Source organism: uncultured Rhodococcus sp., assembly GCF_963525155.1.
Lineage (GTDB): Bacteria > Actinomycetota > Actinomycetes > Mycobacteriales > Mycobacteriaceae > Rhodococcus_F > Rhodococcus_F qingshengii.
In genome coordinates, this window is record NZ_CAURKP010000120.1 from 1 (window position 1) to 16,522 (window position 16,522).

17 protein-coding genes are annotated in these 16,522 nt (G+C 62.7%); 11 read left to right on the forward strand and 6 right to left on the reverse strand.

All coding sequences use genetic code 11. The features are described 5' to 3' along the window. Positions 1-751: 751 nt before the first annotated feature. Entirely contained in the window at positions 752-2,230 is a 1,479-nt protein-coding gene (locus tag RWT78_RS20625; protein WP_314677760.1) for a recombinase family protein, read from the reverse strand. A gap of 25 nt (positions 2,231-2,255) precedes the next feature. Between RWT78_RS20625 and RWT78_RS20630 the strand changes: the two genes are divergently transcribed. Next, positions 2,256-3,206: an NADP-dependent oxidoreductase gene (locus tag RWT78_RS20630; protein ID WP_314677764.1), complete on the forward strand. Its 951-nt coding sequence runs from the start codon at positions 2,256-2,258 to the stop codon at positions 3,204-3,206. Between the two features lie 80 nt (positions 3,207-3,286). Further along, on the forward strand, positions 3,287-3,988 hold the full coding sequence (locus RWT78_RS20635; protein WP_003941291.1) for an HNH endonuclease family protein: 702 nt from the start codon (positions 3,287-3,289) through the stop codon (positions 3,986-3,988). 1 nt (position 3,989) lies between these two features. On the opposite strand, the gene RWT78_RS20640 is transcribed toward RWT78_RS20635, so the two are convergent. After that, positions 3,990-5,222 carry an amidohydrolase family protein gene (locus RWT78_RS20640; protein WP_314677769.1) on the reverse strand — a complete coding sequence of 411 codons (1,233 nt, stop codon included), beginning with the start codon at positions 5,220-5,222 and terminating at the stop codon, positions 3,990-3,992. 158 nt (positions 5,223-5,380) lie between these two features. Here RWT78_RS20640 and RWT78_RS20645 point away from each other — a divergent pair, with 158 nt between their 5' ends. Next, positions 5,381-6,016 carry a TetR/AcrR family transcriptional regulator C-terminal domain-containing protein gene (locus tag RWT78_RS20645; RefSeq protein ID WP_261254415.1) on the forward strand — a complete coding sequence of 212 codons (636 nt, stop codon included), beginning with the start codon at positions 5,381-5,383 and terminating at the stop codon, positions 6,014-6,016. Here RWT78_RS20645 and RWT78_RS20650 read toward each other — a convergent pair. Next, positions 6,003-7,577 (reverse strand): molybdopterin-dependent oxidoreductase, encoded by a 1,575-nt coding sequence (locus RWT78_RS20650; protein WP_314677774.1) that lies wholly within the window; start codon positions 7,575-7,577, stop codon positions 6,003-6,005. The two genes, RWT78_RS20645 and RWT78_RS20650, sit on opposite strands and share 14 nt — an antisense overlap. Positions 7,578-7,704: 127 nt before the next feature. On the opposite strand from RWT78_RS20650, the gene RWT78_RS20655 reads away from it, so the two are divergent. Both RWT78_RS20655 and RWT78_RS20660 read left to right on the forward strand, forming a co-directional pair. Then, positions 7,705-8,523, forward strand: a complete 819-nt coding sequence (locus RWT78_RS20655; protein ID WP_314677775.1) for a shikimate 5-dehydrogenase — start codon at positions 7,705-7,707, stop codon at positions 8,521-8,523. Positions 8,524-8,536: 13 nt separating this feature from the next. Then, positions 8,537-8,998: a DUF6328 family protein gene (locus RWT78_RS20660; protein WP_003941357.1), complete on the forward strand. Its 462-nt coding sequence runs from the start codon at positions 8,537-8,539 to the stop codon at positions 8,996-8,998. A 1-nt stretch (position 8,999) separates the two neighbouring features. Here the strand turns inward: RWT78_RS20660 and RWT78_RS20665 are convergent, their stop codons facing one another. Together RWT78_RS20665 and RWT78_RS20670 are read right to left on the reverse strand one after the other, a co-directional pair. Next, positions 9,000-9,836, reverse strand: a complete 837-nt coding sequence (locus RWT78_RS20665) for a sulfurtransferase (protein WP_314677777.1) — start codon at positions 9,834-9,836, stop codon at positions 9,000-9,002. 22 nt (positions 9,837-9,858) lie between these two features. Continuing rightward, a complete protein-coding gene (locus RWT78_RS20670; RefSeq protein ID WP_003941342.1) occupies positions 9,859-10,482 on the reverse strand; it encodes a LysE family translocator in 624 nt (207 codons plus the stop codon). A 102-nt stretch (positions 10,483-10,584) separates the two neighbouring features. Here RWT78_RS20670 and RWT78_RS20675 point away from each other — a divergent pair, with 102 nt between their 5' ends. Genes RWT78_RS20675 through RWT78_RS20685 form a run of 3 tightly spaced genes read left to right on the forward strand, consistent with a single transcriptional unit; the run spans position 10,585 to position 12,779 of the window. Further along, positions 10,585-11,058, forward strand: coding sequence for an Lrp/AsnC family transcriptional regulator (locus RWT78_RS20675; protein ID WP_003941284.1), 474 nt, complete (start codon positions 10,585-10,587; stop codon positions 11,056-11,058). A gap of 36 nt (positions 11,059-11,094) precedes the next feature. After that, positions 11,095-12,333: a benzoate/H(+) symporter BenE family transporter gene (locus tag RWT78_RS20680; RefSeq protein ID WP_314677780.1), complete on the forward strand. Its 1,239-nt coding sequence runs from the start codon at positions 11,095-11,097 to the stop codon at positions 12,331-12,333. Then, positions 12,330-12,779 carry a thioesterase family protein gene (locus tag RWT78_RS20685; RefSeq protein ID WP_030536838.1) on the forward strand — a complete coding sequence of 150 codons (450 nt, stop codon included), beginning with the start codon at positions 12,330-12,332 and terminating at the stop codon, positions 12,777-12,779. Before RWT78_RS20680 ends, RWT78_RS20685 begins: the two co-directional genes overlap by 4 nt. On the opposite strand, the gene RWT78_RS20690 is transcribed toward RWT78_RS20685, so the two are convergent. Further along, positions 12,776-13,804 carry a phosphotransferase family protein gene (locus RWT78_RS20690; RefSeq protein WP_314677784.1) on the reverse strand — a complete coding sequence of 343 codons (1,029 nt, stop codon included), beginning with the start codon at positions 13,802-13,804 and terminating at the stop codon, positions 12,776-12,778. The genes RWT78_RS20685 and RWT78_RS20690 overlap by 4 nt on opposite strands. Positions 13,805-14,025: 221 nt before the next feature. Between RWT78_RS20690 and pdhA the strand changes: the two genes are divergently transcribed. From pdhA to RWT78_RS20705, 3 genes are all read left to right on the forward strand, one after another. Then, positions 14,026-15,114: a pyruvate dehydrogenase (acetyl-transferring) E1 component subunit alpha gene (gene pdhA, locus RWT78_RS20695; RefSeq protein ID WP_314677786.1), complete on the forward strand. Its 1,089-nt coding sequence runs from the start codon at positions 14,026-14,028 to the stop codon at positions 15,112-15,114. Continuing rightward, positions 15,111-16,088, forward strand: a complete 978-nt coding sequence (locus RWT78_RS20700) for an alpha-ketoacid dehydrogenase subunit beta (protein ID WP_314677788.1) — start codon at positions 15,111-15,113, stop codon at positions 16,086-16,088. The genes pdhA and RWT78_RS20700 overlap by 4 nt, the downstream gene beginning before the upstream one ends. After that, a partial coding sequence (locus RWT78_RS20705; protein ID WP_314677790.1) for a biotin/lipoyl-containing protein occupies positions 16,085-16,522 on the forward strand: 438 nt, incomplete at its 3' end. The genes RWT78_RS20700 and RWT78_RS20705, both read left to right, overlap by 4 nt.

A 16,522-nucleotide genomic window follows, 5' to 3' on the forward strand; every position in this document is an offset into this window, starting at 1 on the left:
ACCATGACACTGCATGCTATGCCTTGCTGCTACCTACCACCCAACGATGCACTGCCATCAGCACGTTGCCCAATGCTGACCATGCATGACTGCAACTCATGTCTCTCGTTCGAAGCTTCCTCACGTCACACTGCACTCCATTGCCTACGATCGCTGGACCATTGCGCACCAAGCTGCCGACGACGACCAGCACAGCCAGCACGAGACCTGCAGTGAGAGCGAAGCTGACCACCGTCAAGCCTATGCAAGCTCGAAGTGCCAACCAACCAGCCTTGCGCACTGTGGCTCCCAGTGGCAATTCCTGCCGTACCAACGCGCTCCAGTCGCTTATCGCTGTAGTTGTCACTGTGTTCACCCCTTCCAGTAGGTGACGATATCCATTCGGATAACACCGCACTAACGCGATTAATTCCTTTGGATATCCACGACTCTACATCAATTCTCTCTTTAGTGAATTCGGTAGGACCGTACCCAAAAGAATGGTGCCCGTCCGGCATGGGTAGGGGGGTCATCCATTTGCCTATCGCTGTCAGGCACTCCCTGACCCTGCCTCCGATCGCTTCTCCCTCTAAGTTGAAATCTTCAACTACTTTGCATAACCGCAGTTCAGAGCGTTATTGACGGCGTGCATGTGGCCCGAAACAGGGTCCAAACGAGAATCTGCCACCGGACGACGAGAATCGGCCCGCCGAGGCACCGCTAAAGTGAGTCAAGATTCGCGCCAGGAATGGCAAAAGAATGGATCGACCTACTATTCTTTCGTCCACCAATCGGCGTCTATCGGAATTGTTTTTCTTGCCGATATTTCCACAGTGTCGGGGTCGAACACTCTACGCGGATTGCGCACTTTTACTCTCAGAATGGTCACTTTGAGGCATTCCCTCACGACTTCTCTTTTATCGAGAATGGAAAGCGATTCCCATATCTCTTTAGTGTTTCCATTAGCGAATTTCTGCAATACCGGATTACCGACCTGGCGGGCTTTGGCTTCGGCGGCTTCGATCTTCGGCAGCAATGACCGTTCCATCTGCTCTGCCATGCGCGCCCTTGTGGAGGCCGAGATGTCGGCATTGGTCAGCTCCAGAATTTCAGCGTCGAGTTGCTGTCTTAGCTCGCGGGCCAATTCGGCAGCTTTTCTGGCCGCTTCGTCATCCCCATACATAGCAGCGGCAGCCCGCACGTGATCCGAAAAGAACTCCACTACAGCCGATTCCACATGCTTATCCAGCTCGTCTGCAGCGCGCTTCACGTGACTGTCCGGGCAACGGTATCGAGGCCGAAGGTCTGACTTCATATTGGAGTGCTTGACTCCCTTGCCGCACACCTCACAGGTAGCTATGCCCGAAAGTAGGTGCGTTACTTGGCTTCCCCAGGTGCGAGAACGTGAGGGATCGGTGAGCATGGCAACCAGTCGAGCATGTTCGCCTTCGGTTATCAGCGCTTCCCAATCGCCCTGTGTGCGTGAGACCTCGACCCGTTCGCCGGTTTGCTTGTCGTGACGCCGACGCACGTGGATTCCGGCATAGGTCGGACTCAGGACCATCGAACGTAAGCCCTTGCCGCCGATCTTCGCCCAACCACTCCCCTGCCTGCCGACACCACGACTAGGCGCGGGCACTCCGCGCTCTGCGAACTCTCTTGCCAGGCTTCGCAGTGAATCACCCGCCAGCAGTCGGCGCACCGCCTCTTGGACGATCGGCGCGGCTTCCGGGTCCACAGTCCAACCATCGGGGCCGCGCACATATCCGAAGGGCATCCACCCGTTGTGTGTCCCTGTGGCAGCGGTCCGATCCTTCGCCCGCATGATTCGCTTGCGCGACAGCGCTACCTCTAGTTCGGCATTCTGAGCCGCGATACCGAGCATGTAGTTATCGTTCGGCTCGTTCAAGTCGTACAACCGCCCGCCGACGAACCACTGCACGCCGAGGTCTGCGCAGAAATCCCGTAGCTCTGCGAACTCACCGAGCTTGCGCGTGATCCGGGACGACTCCCAGGACACCAAGACCACACCGCGCTGCAGCAGTTCCCGCAGACGCAGAAAGCCCGGACGAATGCCCTGGGAGTAACGAGACGCGCCTACGTCATTGTCGCGCACAACTTCTATCAGCGGCCACCCTTCGGCCTCACACGTGCGCTTGCAATCGGCTTCCTGCTCCGATACCGACCGCGCACGGCCAGACTGGTCACTGGACACGCGACAGTAGATGACTGCTCCATCAATCGACGCCATGGCTGGTACCTTCCAATCGTTGCGAATGCCCTGGTCACATGGTAGTTCTATATGGGTGACTTTGGCATACGGCTTCACCGAGTACGGCGGACCGGACACACAGTCCTACTTCGACGTCACCTTGCCCCCGCCCGGTGCCGGCCAACTGCTGGTCTCGGTCCGCGCGGCGGGTGTCAACCCAGCTGACTGGAAAGTTCGTGCGGGTACTCGAAAAGACACTGTCCCGGTGACGCTGCCTGCGGTTCTGGGCCGCGAAGTATCCGGTGTTGTCATCGGAGTAGGTCCGCGGGTCACCGAGTTCGAGGTCGGCGACGAAGTGTTCGGCGCTACCGCGACCGGCTTCGGCGGCTACGCCGCGTCGACATTGCTCAACGTCTCCTCGACAGCACACAAACCGCCCACCGTGTCCTGGGCCGATGCCGCAGTGCTGACGGTTGCGGCAGGAACGGCCTACGACGCACTCCACGATCTCGGTCTGAAACCCGGGGCGACACTCCTGCTGCTCGGCGCCGGCGGCGGCGTTGGTCGCAGCACGATCGCGCTTGCACTGGCGCGGAGTATCAACGTGATCGGTGTCGCGAGCGAGTCCAAGAGAACCGCGATCGAGGAAGCGGGAGCACGTTGGGTTGCGTCGGGGGACGGCTTCGCAGACGACGTGTCCGCGTTGTCCCCAGTCGGAGTGGACGCGGTTTTCGACCTGGTCGGCGGGGACACTCTCACTCGCGGCGCTGAGCTCGCCCGACCGGACGCACCGATCCTGAGCATCGCCGATCCTCTGGCGGCGAGCCGACTCGGCGGCGGTGGTGTCGAACGCCGAAGAACTACAGCAGTATTCACGGAGATCGCGGCGCTCGTGGCCGACGGGATCCTCGACCCGTCCGTGTCCGGGCGGTACCCATTCTCCCGCGCTGGGGAAGCGCTCGCTGCAGTCGAAGACGGCCATGCCGCCGGCAAAGTGGTGATCGAGTTCGGCTGATTCCTGTCGGCCCGCGATGGTTCAATCACGGTCTACGACGGGCGGCGTTGAATCACCGTCTACGACGGACGGGGGCACAGGTGGTTGCACGGTTATCTGCGATCCTGTCGACGCTCGTGCTCGTATGTCTCGTCGCGTCCTGCGGATGGTTCGGGGACGAGCGTCTCGAGTCGGCCCCTGGCAGCCCCACGCGATCGGAACTGGAAGAGTTGCTGTCCCGGACAGCGATTGTCGACACCCGACCACATCCGGGTGGATACCAGCGCGGCTGCGGTAACGGCCAGGCCTGCGTCTTCGGCCCCGCTTGGTCCGACGACCAGGACGCTCCAGGTGGCCACGACGGGTGCGATACCCGCAACAACGTTCTGGCCCAAGATCTCTCGGACGTGGTGTTCAAACCAGGAACACGTGACTGCGTCGTACTGTCGGGCGCGATGACCGACCCGTACTCCGGAGATCGCATCGAATTCGAACGCAGCCAGGCCAAGTCCGTCCAGATCGACCACGTCTTCCCGCTCGCCGCGGCCTGGGACTTCGGCGCGAACTCCTGGACTCCTGCGTTGCGGATGAGGTTCGCGAACGACATGTCTCTGAACCTGTTGGCCGTCAACGGCCCCGACAACCAGTCGAAAGGCGACAGCACGCCCAGTGAGTGGTTGCCGCCCGATCCTGCGTACCGATGCTTTTACGCCGGCAAGTACTTGACCGTCGCGATTTCCTATGGCTTACCAGTCAGCCGAGCTGATCATTCGGCCCTGACGGACCTCGCCACTCGCTGTTGAGCTACCGGCCGTCCTTCACCACTCGCCCACTCTGGATGACGAGTGCGATCCGCTCACGATCGGCAAAGATCGAGGGATCCGTCAACGGATTGCCGCGGAAGGCAACGAGGTCGGCGAACTTGCCGACTTCGATGGTGCCGACCTCGTCGGCGATACCGAGAATGTCGGCGTTGATCCGGGTAGCGGAAACCAATGCGTCCATGGGTGTTTCGACCTTGGCGCGCAGGACTAGCTCCATTCCCCGGCCCGTTTGATCGGTACCGATGAGGTCCGATCCCAATCCCACTCTGACGCCGGCATTTCGAGCAGCAAGAAGCCCGTCGATCTGACCCTGCATCATCTGGCCGATCCGAGCCGAAATCGATTCGGGTAGACCTGCTGACGCCGCGCTGTCCGAGAGCGCCTGCACCACAGCCAACGTCGGCACCAACGCGACGTCGTGCTCGGCCATCAACTTGGCAGTCTCGTCGTCGATACCTGAGCCGTGCTCGACGCATTTCGCGCCGGCAGTGACAGCGTTTCGGATTCCCTCGTTGTTGTGGGCATGCACCGTGACATAGGTACCGCGCGCATTGGCTTCCTCGACGGCAACTTCGATCTCGTCGACCGTGAACTGGGTATCGGTGAGCTTGTCATGAGTGGATACCACTCCCCCGGTAACACACAGTTTGAGGAAGTCCGCACCCCTGCGGAACGTCTCGCGAACGTTCTTTCGCATTTCGTGCGGACCGTCGGAAAGCAGAGACATACACCGTAATCCGGGGATGTCATGATCGGACCAGTCCGAAGTCGGCTCCCATTCGGCCGCCAGGTGTCCGTGTCCACCGGTCTGGCACTGGATCGGGCCGCACTGAATGATCCGCGGACCCGGAATCTTGCCCGAGGCGACAACTCCGGCGAGTCCACCGTCGATTCCGCCGCAGTCACGAACAGTGGTGAATCCCCCGTCGAGGGTCGATGCGCAGGTCGCGAACATGTCTGCAGCGAGCTCGGCTACCGAGATCTGACGCCGCAGGCTCGGTGCGAGATCGCTCGATCCACCGAGATGAACGTGTGCGTCGATGAGGCCGGGCGTGATTGTCAGCCCGGTGCAGTCCAGCACCTCCGCCCCCGTGAGTGGCGTGCCACCGAGTGCACTGATGCGCCCGTTTTCCACAGCAACAGCGCAGTTCTCGATCGGGTCGGCGCCCGTCCCGTCGATGATCGTTGCACCGGTCAGCCATACGACAGACATATTGAATGTTCCTCCGACGTGTACCGATCGCCGGAAGATTCCGCCGACATACCGAATAGGGTTCGGTTAGTATGATGCATATCGGCTCCCGAAATCAAGGAGTTGTCATCACTCGATGAAGTCCGAGATTGCTGACGAATCCCTCACCAGGAGAATCGATGCCGCGTCCCACCCAGCCGATACTGTCCACGCGAAACATCACCGACGCGGCTCTGGATGCTGTCGACGCGACCGGCGACTTCACCATGCCCGGGATCGCCAAGCAATTGAACGTGACTCCGTCTTCGCTCTACACACATATTTCGGGTCGATCCGAGATCGTCGAACTCATGCGCATCCGCGTGATGTCGTCGATCTCTGTCCCCCACCCACCGGCAGGGTGGAGCGAACGGATCAGCGCGTGGGGGTGGGCCTATCGCCGAGCTGCGGTCGAGCACTGGCGCCTCATCCCGCTGCTCATGACACGCAGCGTCCGCACCGAGGTAACTTTTGCTATCGATACTGCACTGGTTCAGGCATTTTCGGACGGGGGTTTCGATTCGACCGACACTCGTCACGCAATCTCCACGCTGGACAGTCTGGTGCTCGGATCCGTGGTGAAACTCTCGACGCCGGATGTCGCGTGGACTCAACCCTCCAACCCGAGCGAGGTCACGCGCGAGGCTAAGACCCCACTGCGAACCGACGACACCTTCGACTTCGGCCTGCGAACCCTGATCGCCGGATGGATGGCTCAGCGCGTTGTTCGTCTGTATACCGAACCTCATTCGGATTCCGACGTCACTTCACGGTGAACGACCTGGTGTGCCATCCCGTGGCGCCACCGGGAATCGGCGGAGTGCGCTCTTCCACCTGAACGTTCCCGTCCAAGTCCGTCGCTCTGACCTGCACCGTGTGCAAGCCTGAGCCCGCGTCCCACATCCAGGACCATTGACGCCACGTGTCGATCGAGTACTCCTGAGCCAGCGTCGCCGGTTGCCATTCACCGTTGTCGACGCGAACCTCGACCTTCTCGATCCCGCGATGCTGAGCCCAGGCCGTTCCCGCCACCAGCACCTGGCCCGGCTCGATCGGCGCCAAAGCTGCCGGTACCTCAATACGCGAGGACGTCTTGATCGGTGCCTGCGCGCCCCAACCGCGCTGGGTCCAATAGGCCTCGACCTTGTCGAAACGCGTGAGTTCCCACTCCGTCACCCACTTGGTGGCGGAGACGAAACCGTACAGACCGGGAACGACCTGCCGAACGGGATAGCCGTGCTCGAACGGCAACGGCTCACCGTTCATCGCCACGGCGAGAATCGCGTCACGGCCGTCGGTGACTATCTCGACCGGGGTGCCGACTGTGAAGCCGTCGACGCTGGTCGAGAGGAGCATGTCGGCGTCGGGATGGACACCGACTTCGTCGAGCAGGTCCTTCATGGGATAACCGATCCACTTCGCGTTTCCGGCCAGAACGCCGCCCACCTCGTTGGAAACACACGTCAGCGTGATGACCCGCTCGATGGGCGTTCGCGCCACCAGATCGTCGAACGACAACGTCATCTCCCGGTCCACCATTCCGTGAATCCGCAGTTCCCACGAATCCGTCGTCAATTGCGGAACGAGGAGAGCCGTGTCGATTCGGTAGAAGTCGTCGTTGGGCGTGATGTACGTCGATGCACCCGAAATCGCGATGTCCGCACCCGCCGGAATCGGCGGCGCCGGGTCAGCGGCGGTGGGCACGACAAAATCTTCACGATTCGCTACTGCTCCGGCGATTCTCTGCCCCACGAACTTCCCGGCCGCACCCGCTGCCGCAGCCACTGCCAACGCCGCACCTGCCAGCAGAAGGAACTGACGACGAGGCAACCACGAGTCGGCGACGCCAGGCGAGAGCGGCACCTCCAGCTGTGTGATCAGCAATCGCAAGGTTGCGACGCCCGCCACCACACCGACCAGCGTCGGGAACACGTACATCGCATCGGCAGTCGGCCGCTGCATCGCCGCATACACACCAACCGCGCCCAGAAGAACGAGAATGACGCTGCCGATCGGGCGGCGTCGCCGTTCCAGGAGCCCGGCCACCGCACCGAGCAGAACGATCAAGATCGACATTCCGATGAACAGCGCCGGCTTGTCATTGGTACCGAAAGTGTCGATCGCGAACTCGCGAGCCCACGCCGGCGTTCGGTCGACGGTAGTCGCACCTACCGCGTAGAAGGGCGACGCGTCCGGGTTGATCGGCAACGCAACCAGTTCACCGACGCCCAGGACGACAGCCGCGGCCAAGACCCCGGAGATCGCGTGAGCAGCCCATCTACGACGCGGTGGACGAGATTCGGTGCTCGGGTGCTCGTCGATGTTCTGTGTGACCATGTCGTCTCGGCTCTGTCGGTGCGAGTGGTGCTTCGATCGGATACCCGACATTCGGCGCTGCGGGCCATCCGGATGGGTGCACTCCTCCATCAAGAACTACTCCGAACTCGCGATTAGAGTGGGAACGATGACCGTCGACCTCAACAAGGACACGCTCCTGTGCATGTCGCTCTCCGGGCGACCGAGCAACATCGGCACCAGATTTCACAATTACCTCTACGAAGAATTGGGCTTGAACTTCGTCTACAAAGCCTTCACCACCGAAGACGTGCCAGCCGCGATCGCCGGCATACGAGCACTCGGGATTCGAGGCTGTGGGGTGTCGATGCCGTTCAAGGAACAGGTCATCGAGCACATCGACGTCATGCATGATTCGGCCAGCGCCATCGACTCCGTCAACACGATCGTCAACGAGTCCGGAGTGCTGCACGCCTACAACACCGACTATCAGGCGGTGGCCGATCTACTGCGTGACAACAACGTCGACACGAGCCTGTCCGTCGCTGTCGCCGGCAGCGGTGGCATGGCAAAAGCAGTCGTCGCCGCGGTGCGCGACACCGGATTCACCGACGTCACCGTGATCGCCCGCAACCAGCAAGTGGGGTCGTCGCTCGCGAAGCAGTACGGCTTCGACTGGCAGGCCGAACTCGGCGAGCTTCGTCCCGGTGTGCTGATCAACGCCACTCCGATCGGTATGTCCGGCGGCGCAGAAGCAGATGCACTGTCGTTCCCCGAACACGCAGTGCGCGCCGCCGATGTCGTCTTCGACGTCGTCGCGATGCCTGCGAACACGCCACTGATCGCGTTGGCGACCGAACTCGGCAAGACGGCGATCACGGGAGCGTCGGTCATTGCCCTTCAGGCCGCCGAGCAGTTCGTGCTCTACACCGGCGTGCGTCCGAGCGCGGAGCAGATCCAGCGAGCGTCGGAATACTCACGGGCGTAGGAACCACGTCGCCGTGAACGAGACCGGGGAGACTCCACCTCAACAACTCGCACGGAACTTCAACGAGTTGTTGCAAGAGCTGCGCGTCGCGCTCTCTGGTGTGCAGATCCTGTTTGCCTTCCTGCTGGCCGTGGCATTCACCGAACGCTACGAGGAAGCGTCGGCGTACATCCGCGGCATCCACTTGGTGACGGTGATCCTTGTTGCCATCTCGTTCGGGTTCCTGATGGCACCCGCGGTCTGGCATCGCATGCTTTTCCGCCGTGGGCACCGCGAGAACATATTGCCCGTGGCCAACCGATTCGCCCTGTGCGGCATAGCCTTTCTGGCCGCCTCCATGACCGGCACGGTCCTGTTGATCGCCGAGGTCGCCGTCGGCGGAGTTGCCGCAAAGGTTTTGGCAGCGTGCGCCGCGATCATGTTCACGGCGCTGTGGTTTCTCGTGCCGTCATTCATCGATCGCACCAAGAGCTGACTCAGGCTCCGGTGTCGACGGCGCGAGTGCTGTCGTTGGACCACTGTGACCACGAGCCCGGGAACAGCGTCGCGTCGTAGCCGGCGATCGCGAGCGCCGCGATCTCGTGCGCTGCAGTCACTCCGGATCCGCAGTACACCGCCACCTTGTCTCCGACGCCCAGTCCGGCGAATCGCTCACGCAGGTGGGTCGTATCCAGGAATCGCCCGTCGCCGGTGATGTTCTCGGCGGTCGGCGCGTTCACCGCACCGGGGATGTGCCCTGCGACGGGATCCATCGGCTCGACCTCGCCGCGGTACCGCTCCCCGGCTCGGGCGTCGAGAAGGACACCGCCCTCGCTCGTCCAGTTGCCGACACCGTCGATGTCGACAGTCGGCATGTTGCCGCCGGTGAAAGTCACGTTGCCCGGGCTGACGGACTCGCCGATACCGGCCGCCAACGGCAGTCCTGCGGACTCCCAGGCCTGCAGCCCGCCGTCGAGCAGTCGGACGTCCGAGAGCCCGGCCCACCGCAGCAGCCACCAACCACGGGCCGCGGCCGTGTTGCCGGTGGCGTCGTAGAGCACCACCGAATCACCGTCGTCGATTCCCCAACGACGCGCCGCGGCATGCAGGTCTTCGAGACTCGGCAGCGGATGCCTCCCCTCGTCCGGCGACGGCGGCGAGGCAAGTTCCTCGTCGAGGTTCACGAATACCGCACCGGGAATATGGCCGTCGCGAAAATGCTGCTCGCCGTTCGAATCACCCAGCGCCCATCGGACATCGAGCAATCGCGGCGCAGCGCCGGCCTCGATGAGAGCGGACAGTTCTTCGACGTCGATCAGCACGGGAAGTGTCATGAGCCCATCCTGACACGACCACTCATGCAACCCCGAAGAAGGCACCGAGGCCCACCAACAACACTCCCGTCACCACGTCGATTCGCTTGCCGACGCCAGGGCGACGCAGCTTCTTGCCGGCTCCGGCTGCCAACACCACCACGATCGCCCACCACAGTGCCGCGGCGACCACCGTCGCGCCCGCCAACATCAACGTGCGCAGCCCTGCGCCTTCACCCGGCTCGATGAATTGCGGGAGTAGCCCGAGAAAGAACAACAGCGCCTTCGGGTTCAGCAGGTTCGAGAGGAAGCCGTAGCGAAATGCCGTGGTGACCGCGATCGGTTCTTTCGCTGCCGGAATTCCCTCGTCCGAGGCTCGGGCCTTGAAAGCACTTCGAATCGCGGAGATGCCGAGCCAGGTCAGATATGCCGCCCCGGCGTATGTGAGCGCGGAGAGCAACTGCGGCCGTGTTGCCACAAGTGCGGAGAGACCAAGTGACGCGGCAGCGGTGTGAACGAAGAGCCCGGAAATCACACCGGCGGCCACCACCGCGCCGGTCCGACGATCTGCCAGAGAATGACGCAGGATCAGGACAAAATCCGGTCCCGGCGTGAACAGGACGATGGATAGCAGGGAGCCGAAAGCGAGCCATTGACCGACACTCATCCGAAATACCTCACACCCGAGCTGATTCGAGACACATGTTCATGCCAGGAGTGTGCAACTGGATCCGGGAAGTTCAAAACGACTCCGGATATAGTTCGGCAGATGACGAAGAATGAGCCTCTGGATCCGGTGGACTGGAAGATTTTGGCCGAATTGCAGAACGACGCGTCGATCACCAACAAGGTGTTGGCCGATCGAGTCGGCTTGGCGACGTCCTCGTGCCACGAGCGCGTACGACGCCTACGCGCCAACGGAACGATCAGCGGCATCCATGCGGTTGTCGATCCGGCAGCCGTTGGCCGGTCGATGCAGGCGATCATCGCCGTTCAATTGCGACCACACCGCCGCGACCTCGTCGACCGGTTCACCGCCGACGCGCTAGCGCTACCGGAAACGCTTGCGCTCTTCAACGTCTCGGGGCCCGAGGACTTCTTCCTCCACGTCGCGGTCCGTGACAGCGCTCATCTACAACGGGTATTGATCGACCACCTAGCCGCACATCCCGAGGTCTGGCACGCCCAAACGCACCTCATCTACGGCAAAGCGGTCACCTCACCCATCCGACCGGACAGGTAAATCGGGTCGGGGGCGGGTCGGGCAGAATCACTGACCATGTCGGACTCCACAGATACCACCGAACCGGAAGCCGTTCGCAGCAACTCGCAACCGATGAGCGCAGGCATCGTCACGGCCCTCGTCGGCTTCACCAGTTCGTTCGCGGTGGTGCTCACCGGCCTCGCCGCTGTCGGTGCGGATGCGACCGAGGCGGCGTCCGGACTGCTGGTTCTGTGTGTGACCCAAGCGTTGGGAATGCTCTGGCTCTCACGCCGGTATCGGATGCCGATCACCCTGGCCTGGTCGACGCCCGGTGCCGCTCTGCTCGCCGGCGCCGGAGCGGTCGAGGGTGGGTGGCCGGCCGCGGTCGGAGCATTCATCGTCGTCGGAATCGCGATTGTGCTGACCGGACTGTGGCCGACGCTCGGAAGGATCATCTCGGCAATCCCGACGCCCCTCGCGCAGGCGATGCTCGCCGGGGTTCTGATGCCGTTGTGCCTGGCGCCGATCATCGCCGTCCGGGACGCCCCCGCAGCGGTCGCGCCCGTCATCCTGGTTTGGCTTGCCGCGCAGCGCTTCTCCAAGCGATGGGCGGTTCCGCTCGCGTTTCTCACAGCCGCGGTCGTGATCGGGATCAGCCTCGTCACGTCGGATCGAGTGCTCGACGCCGGCGCCATGATTCCCCGCATCGATCTCACCGCGCCGTCGTGGACCTGGCAGGCAATGATCGGCATTGCGATTCCCCTCTACATCGTCACGATGGCTTCGCAGAACATTCCCGGTGTGGCGGTGATGAATTCGTTCGGATACACCGTTCCCTGGCGACCGTCGATGATCGTGACGGGTATCGGCACCATCGTCGGCGCTCCGGCCGGTGGCCATGCGATCAACCTCGCGGCGATCAGCGCAGCCCTGGCCGCCGCCCCCACCGCACATCCGGATCCCAAACGTCGATGGATCGCTGCCTTCACCGCAGGCTGGGCGTATCTCGTTCTCGCTGCCGGCGCGGCCGCGGTGGCCGCTCTGGTAGCCGCCGCACCGGCCGGAGTCGTGGAAACTGTTGCCGGACTGGCGCTCCTGGCAACGCTTGCCGGCGCCCTCACGTCGGCGCTGAGCGAGGCCAGTGAACGTGAAGGCGCCGTGGTCACGTTTCTGATCGCCGCATCCGGGGTCAGTATCCTGGGAATCGGTTCGGCATTCTGGGCACTGTTGGTGGGGCTGATCGTGCGCGCCGTCCTACAGGGCACCACCCTGCCCTCACTCGCGCGAAAGTCCTCACTACAGTCGAAGCCGTGAGCACAGCGCAGACGCCCCCGTCGATCAGCGGGTTTCCCGTTCTCTGGCCCGTCCCGACGCGGTGGGACGACAACGATCACTACGGCCACGTCAACAACGTGACCTACTACTCGTACTTCGACACCGCGGTCAACGCCTGGCTGATGTCTTCCACTGGAACCGACATCCGCACCCTGCCTGCCATCGGCGTCGTCGCCGAGACGTCGTGCCGGTACCTGAGCGAACTGTCGTTCCCCGAGCAGTTGCAGGTGGGTATCTCCGTCGAGAAGCTGGGCACCAAGAGCATCGTCTACGCGCTGGCGATATTCCACGAGGTCGAAAGCGGCCATTGGGAACCTGCCGCGACCGGGCGCTTCGTGCACGTCTACGTCGACGCCGACACCCGTAAGCCGGTGGAGATCCCGGCGGCCATCAGATCGGCAGCCGGGACCTTGACCGAAAACTAGCTCAGACCGAGCTGATCTGCCGTCAAGACGGCCCGTGCAACGATTCCGTCGATCAGCGCGACCGTCGGGCCGCCGTGCTCGGCCTTGTTGCGCGGATCGTCGAGAATGCGTCGCAGCACGCCCTCGGCGATGATCGAGAGCTTCCACAGAGCGAGCACGTGCCAATATCCGACCGCTGACACGTCGCGGCCGGTCGCCTCGACGTAGGCAGCGACCAACTCGTCACGGTTCGGGAAGCCTTCCAGCGTGGACGCCATGAACGGGCCGGCAACCTTGTCACCGGCTTCCGGCCAGTACGCGAGTAGCGCGCCGAGATCCGCGAGCGGCTCCCCCAACGTGCACAGCTCCCAGTCGACGACGGCAACGATGCGCCCCTCGGCCGGATCGGTGATGACGTTGTTGAGGTGGAAGTCGCCGTGAACCAACGTCACTTCGTTCTGTTCCGGAATGTTTCGGTGCAGAATCTCGGCCAATCGGTCGACATCCGGAACATCGCGGGTCTTCGACTTCTCCCACTGCGCCGACCACCGCTTGAGCTGACGCTCGGCAAAGGGCTTGCGGCTGGCCAGGTCGTCCAGCCCGGTCTCTTCCAGGTCAACTCCGTGGATGCTTGCGAGGGTTTGGGGCATCGCCAAGCCGACCGCGCGACGCTCGTCCTCGGTCAACTTCTGAGCCACCGGAACGCCGTCGATCACAACGCCGTCGATGTAGCTCATGAGGACCAGCGGAGCGTCCGTGATCTCCGGATCTTCCGTGATGCCGAGGATCTTCGGAACCGGCACTTTGGTTCCCTGGAGCGAGGACAGGATGCGGTGCTCGCGAACGACGTCGTGCGCGGACGCCAACAACGTGCCGAGTGGAGGTCTGCGCAGTACCCACCGTCCTCCGCCCGCATCCGTCACGGAGTAGGTCAGGTTCGATTGCCCGTTACCGATCCTCTCGAAAGTCAGTGGTGTCGTGGCGCCGACCCCCAGTTCGGCGATCCACGCGGAAACAGCTTCTTCGTTCAAACCGACTGCAGTCACCGCACCGATGCTAGCGGTTGAAGTCCGATCGGTTGGCCGTACCGACACGTTTGTTACTCGCCAGTTCGCAGTTCAGGTCTTGATACGGCAGTGAAAATACTTGCGGATTTCCCAATCAGGGGGATCCTGATGGTAGAGCGACAACTGCATACGACACATCGGGATTGTGCGGCGTACTCACGAGGCGCGCCGGGCATGAGCAGAAACCGAGGTGAGCGAAGATGGTCGACAACCTCGATTATCCGGTCCAACTCATCCAACCGAACGGCGCACGGGTGTGCCGTCCCGAATTCGACCGCCTGATAACGGACATCGGGCCTGACGAACTGCTGTCGTTGTATCGCGATCTCGTCGTGAGTCGCCGCATCGACACCGAAGCTGTTGCCCTGCAGCGTCAAGGCGAAATCGGGTTGTGGGCTCCGATGCTAGGCCAAGAAGCCGCCCAGGTCGGTTCCGCGAGAGCGCTCGCCCCAGGCGACTTCGCGTTCACCAGCTATCGCGAACATGCCGTCGCGTACTGCCGCGGAGTTCCCCCCGAATTGCTGACCACCATGTGGCGCGGAATCTCCCATTCCGGTTGGGATCCAAAACAATTCAGCGTCACCAACCCGGCGATCGTCGTCGGCTCCCAAGGTCTGCACGCCACCGGATATGCGCTCGGCGCCCACCTGGACGGCGCCGAGATCGCAACGATCGCCTACTTCGGTGACGGCGCAACAAGTCAGGGTGACATCGCCGAGGCGATGGGATTTGCCGCCAGTTTCCGTGTCGGCGTTGTCTTCTTCTGCCAGAACAACCAGTGGGCCATCAGTGAACCGGTATCCCTGCAGTCCCGTACACCCATCTCGCATCGGGCGATCGGTTACGGTATTCCGGCCATCCGCGTCGACGGTAACGACGTCCTTGCCGTGCTCGCCGTGACGCGCTCGGCGCTCAATCGCGCACGCGAAGGCAGCGGCCCGACGTTCATCGAGGCGATCACCTGCCGGATGGGCCCGCACACGACCTCCGACGATCCGAGCAGGTACCGCACCGATACGGATATGTCGGAGTGGAGAAGCCGCGATCCGCTCGAGCGAATGCGTCTGCTCCTCGGCCGTCGCGATCTTCTCGGAGAAAACGAACTCAGCACCATCGCGGCAGCCGCCGACGACATCGCCGCTGGACTGCGACGCGCAACCATCGCGCTCGCCGATCCGCCCCCGTCAGCGCTCTTCGATCACGTCTACGCCGAGGCACACCCACTGATCGACGCTGAACGCGAAGAGCATCGCGCGTATCTGGGCAGCCTGGAAGGGGCTTCGTCATGACCGTCATGAATCTGGTGACCGCGCTCAACACCGGCCTTCGACGCGCACTCGAAGACGATCGTCGCGTTGTCATCATGGGCGAGGACGTCGGCCGTCTCGGCGGCGTATTCCGGGTTACCGACGCCCTGCAGAAGGACTTCGGCGACACTCGGGTGATCGACATGCCCCTCGCCGAATCAGGGATCGTGGGAACAGCTTTCGGGCTTGCCTTGCGCGGATATCGTCCTGTCTGCGAGATCCAGTTCGACGGTTTCGTCTACCCGGCTTTCGATCAGATCGTCTCGCAGGTGGCCAAGATCCAGTACCGCACCCGAGGCGCTGCGTCTGCGCCACTGACGATTCGGATTCCCAGTGGCGGCGGAATCGGTGCGGTGGAACATCATTCGGAGTCGCCGGAAGCGTACTTCGCTCACACCGCGGGACTGCGGGTGGTGTACCCGAGCAATCCGATCGACGGTTTTCACATGATCCGCCAATCCATTGCGGCCGACGACCCGGTGATATTCCTCGAACCCAAACGGCGCTACTGGGATACCGCCGACGTGAATACCGATGCCGCGCCCGAGCTTCCGCTCCACCGTGCCCGCGTCGCTCGCCCTGGAGACGACGCGACAGTGGTTGCGTACGGATCCATGGTCGCCACCGCGCTCGACGCCGCGCGGATCGCCGAAGAAGAAGGCCACGATCTGGAGGTCGTGGATCTGCGTTCACTCTCCCCCATCGACTTCGACACGATCGAGGCGTCGGTGAACAAGACAGGACGGCTGGTCGTCGTCCACGAGGCGCAGAAGTTTCTCGGCGTCGGCGCCGAAATCGCAGCACACGTCGCGGAACACTGCTTCTATCAGCTGGAGTCACCGATCCTGCGGGTCACCGGATTCGACATCCCCTACCCGCCCGCCAAGCTCGAGCGATTTCACCTTCCGGACGCCGACCGGATCCTCGCAGCACTCGACCGGACGCTGGCAGCATGAGTACAGGGCACGAATTCCGGTTGCCGGATCTCGGCGAGGGCCTGACGTCCGCCGATCTGGTCGAGTGGACGGTCGGCGTCGGTGACACGGTGGAACTCAATCAAGTTCTCGCCCAGGTAGAGACAGCCAAAGCTCTTGTCGAACTGCCGTCGCCCTACGTCGGCGTTGTCAGAGAACTCCTCGTCGAACCCGGCACTACCGTTCCGGTGGGTACTCCGATCATCCGTATCGAGGAGCCTGCAGATTCACCGACTCCAAGTGATTCACAGTCTCCGAGCGTGCTGGTCGGATACGGACCCGCGGCCGAGAGACCGAGCCGACGACGGAGCAGGATCACGCCATACTCGCAATTCGCGGCGAGTACCGAACGACAGCCCGCAACACCCTCGGCGCGGCGCGCGGCCCGCGAAGCCGGCATCGATCTGAGCGAAATC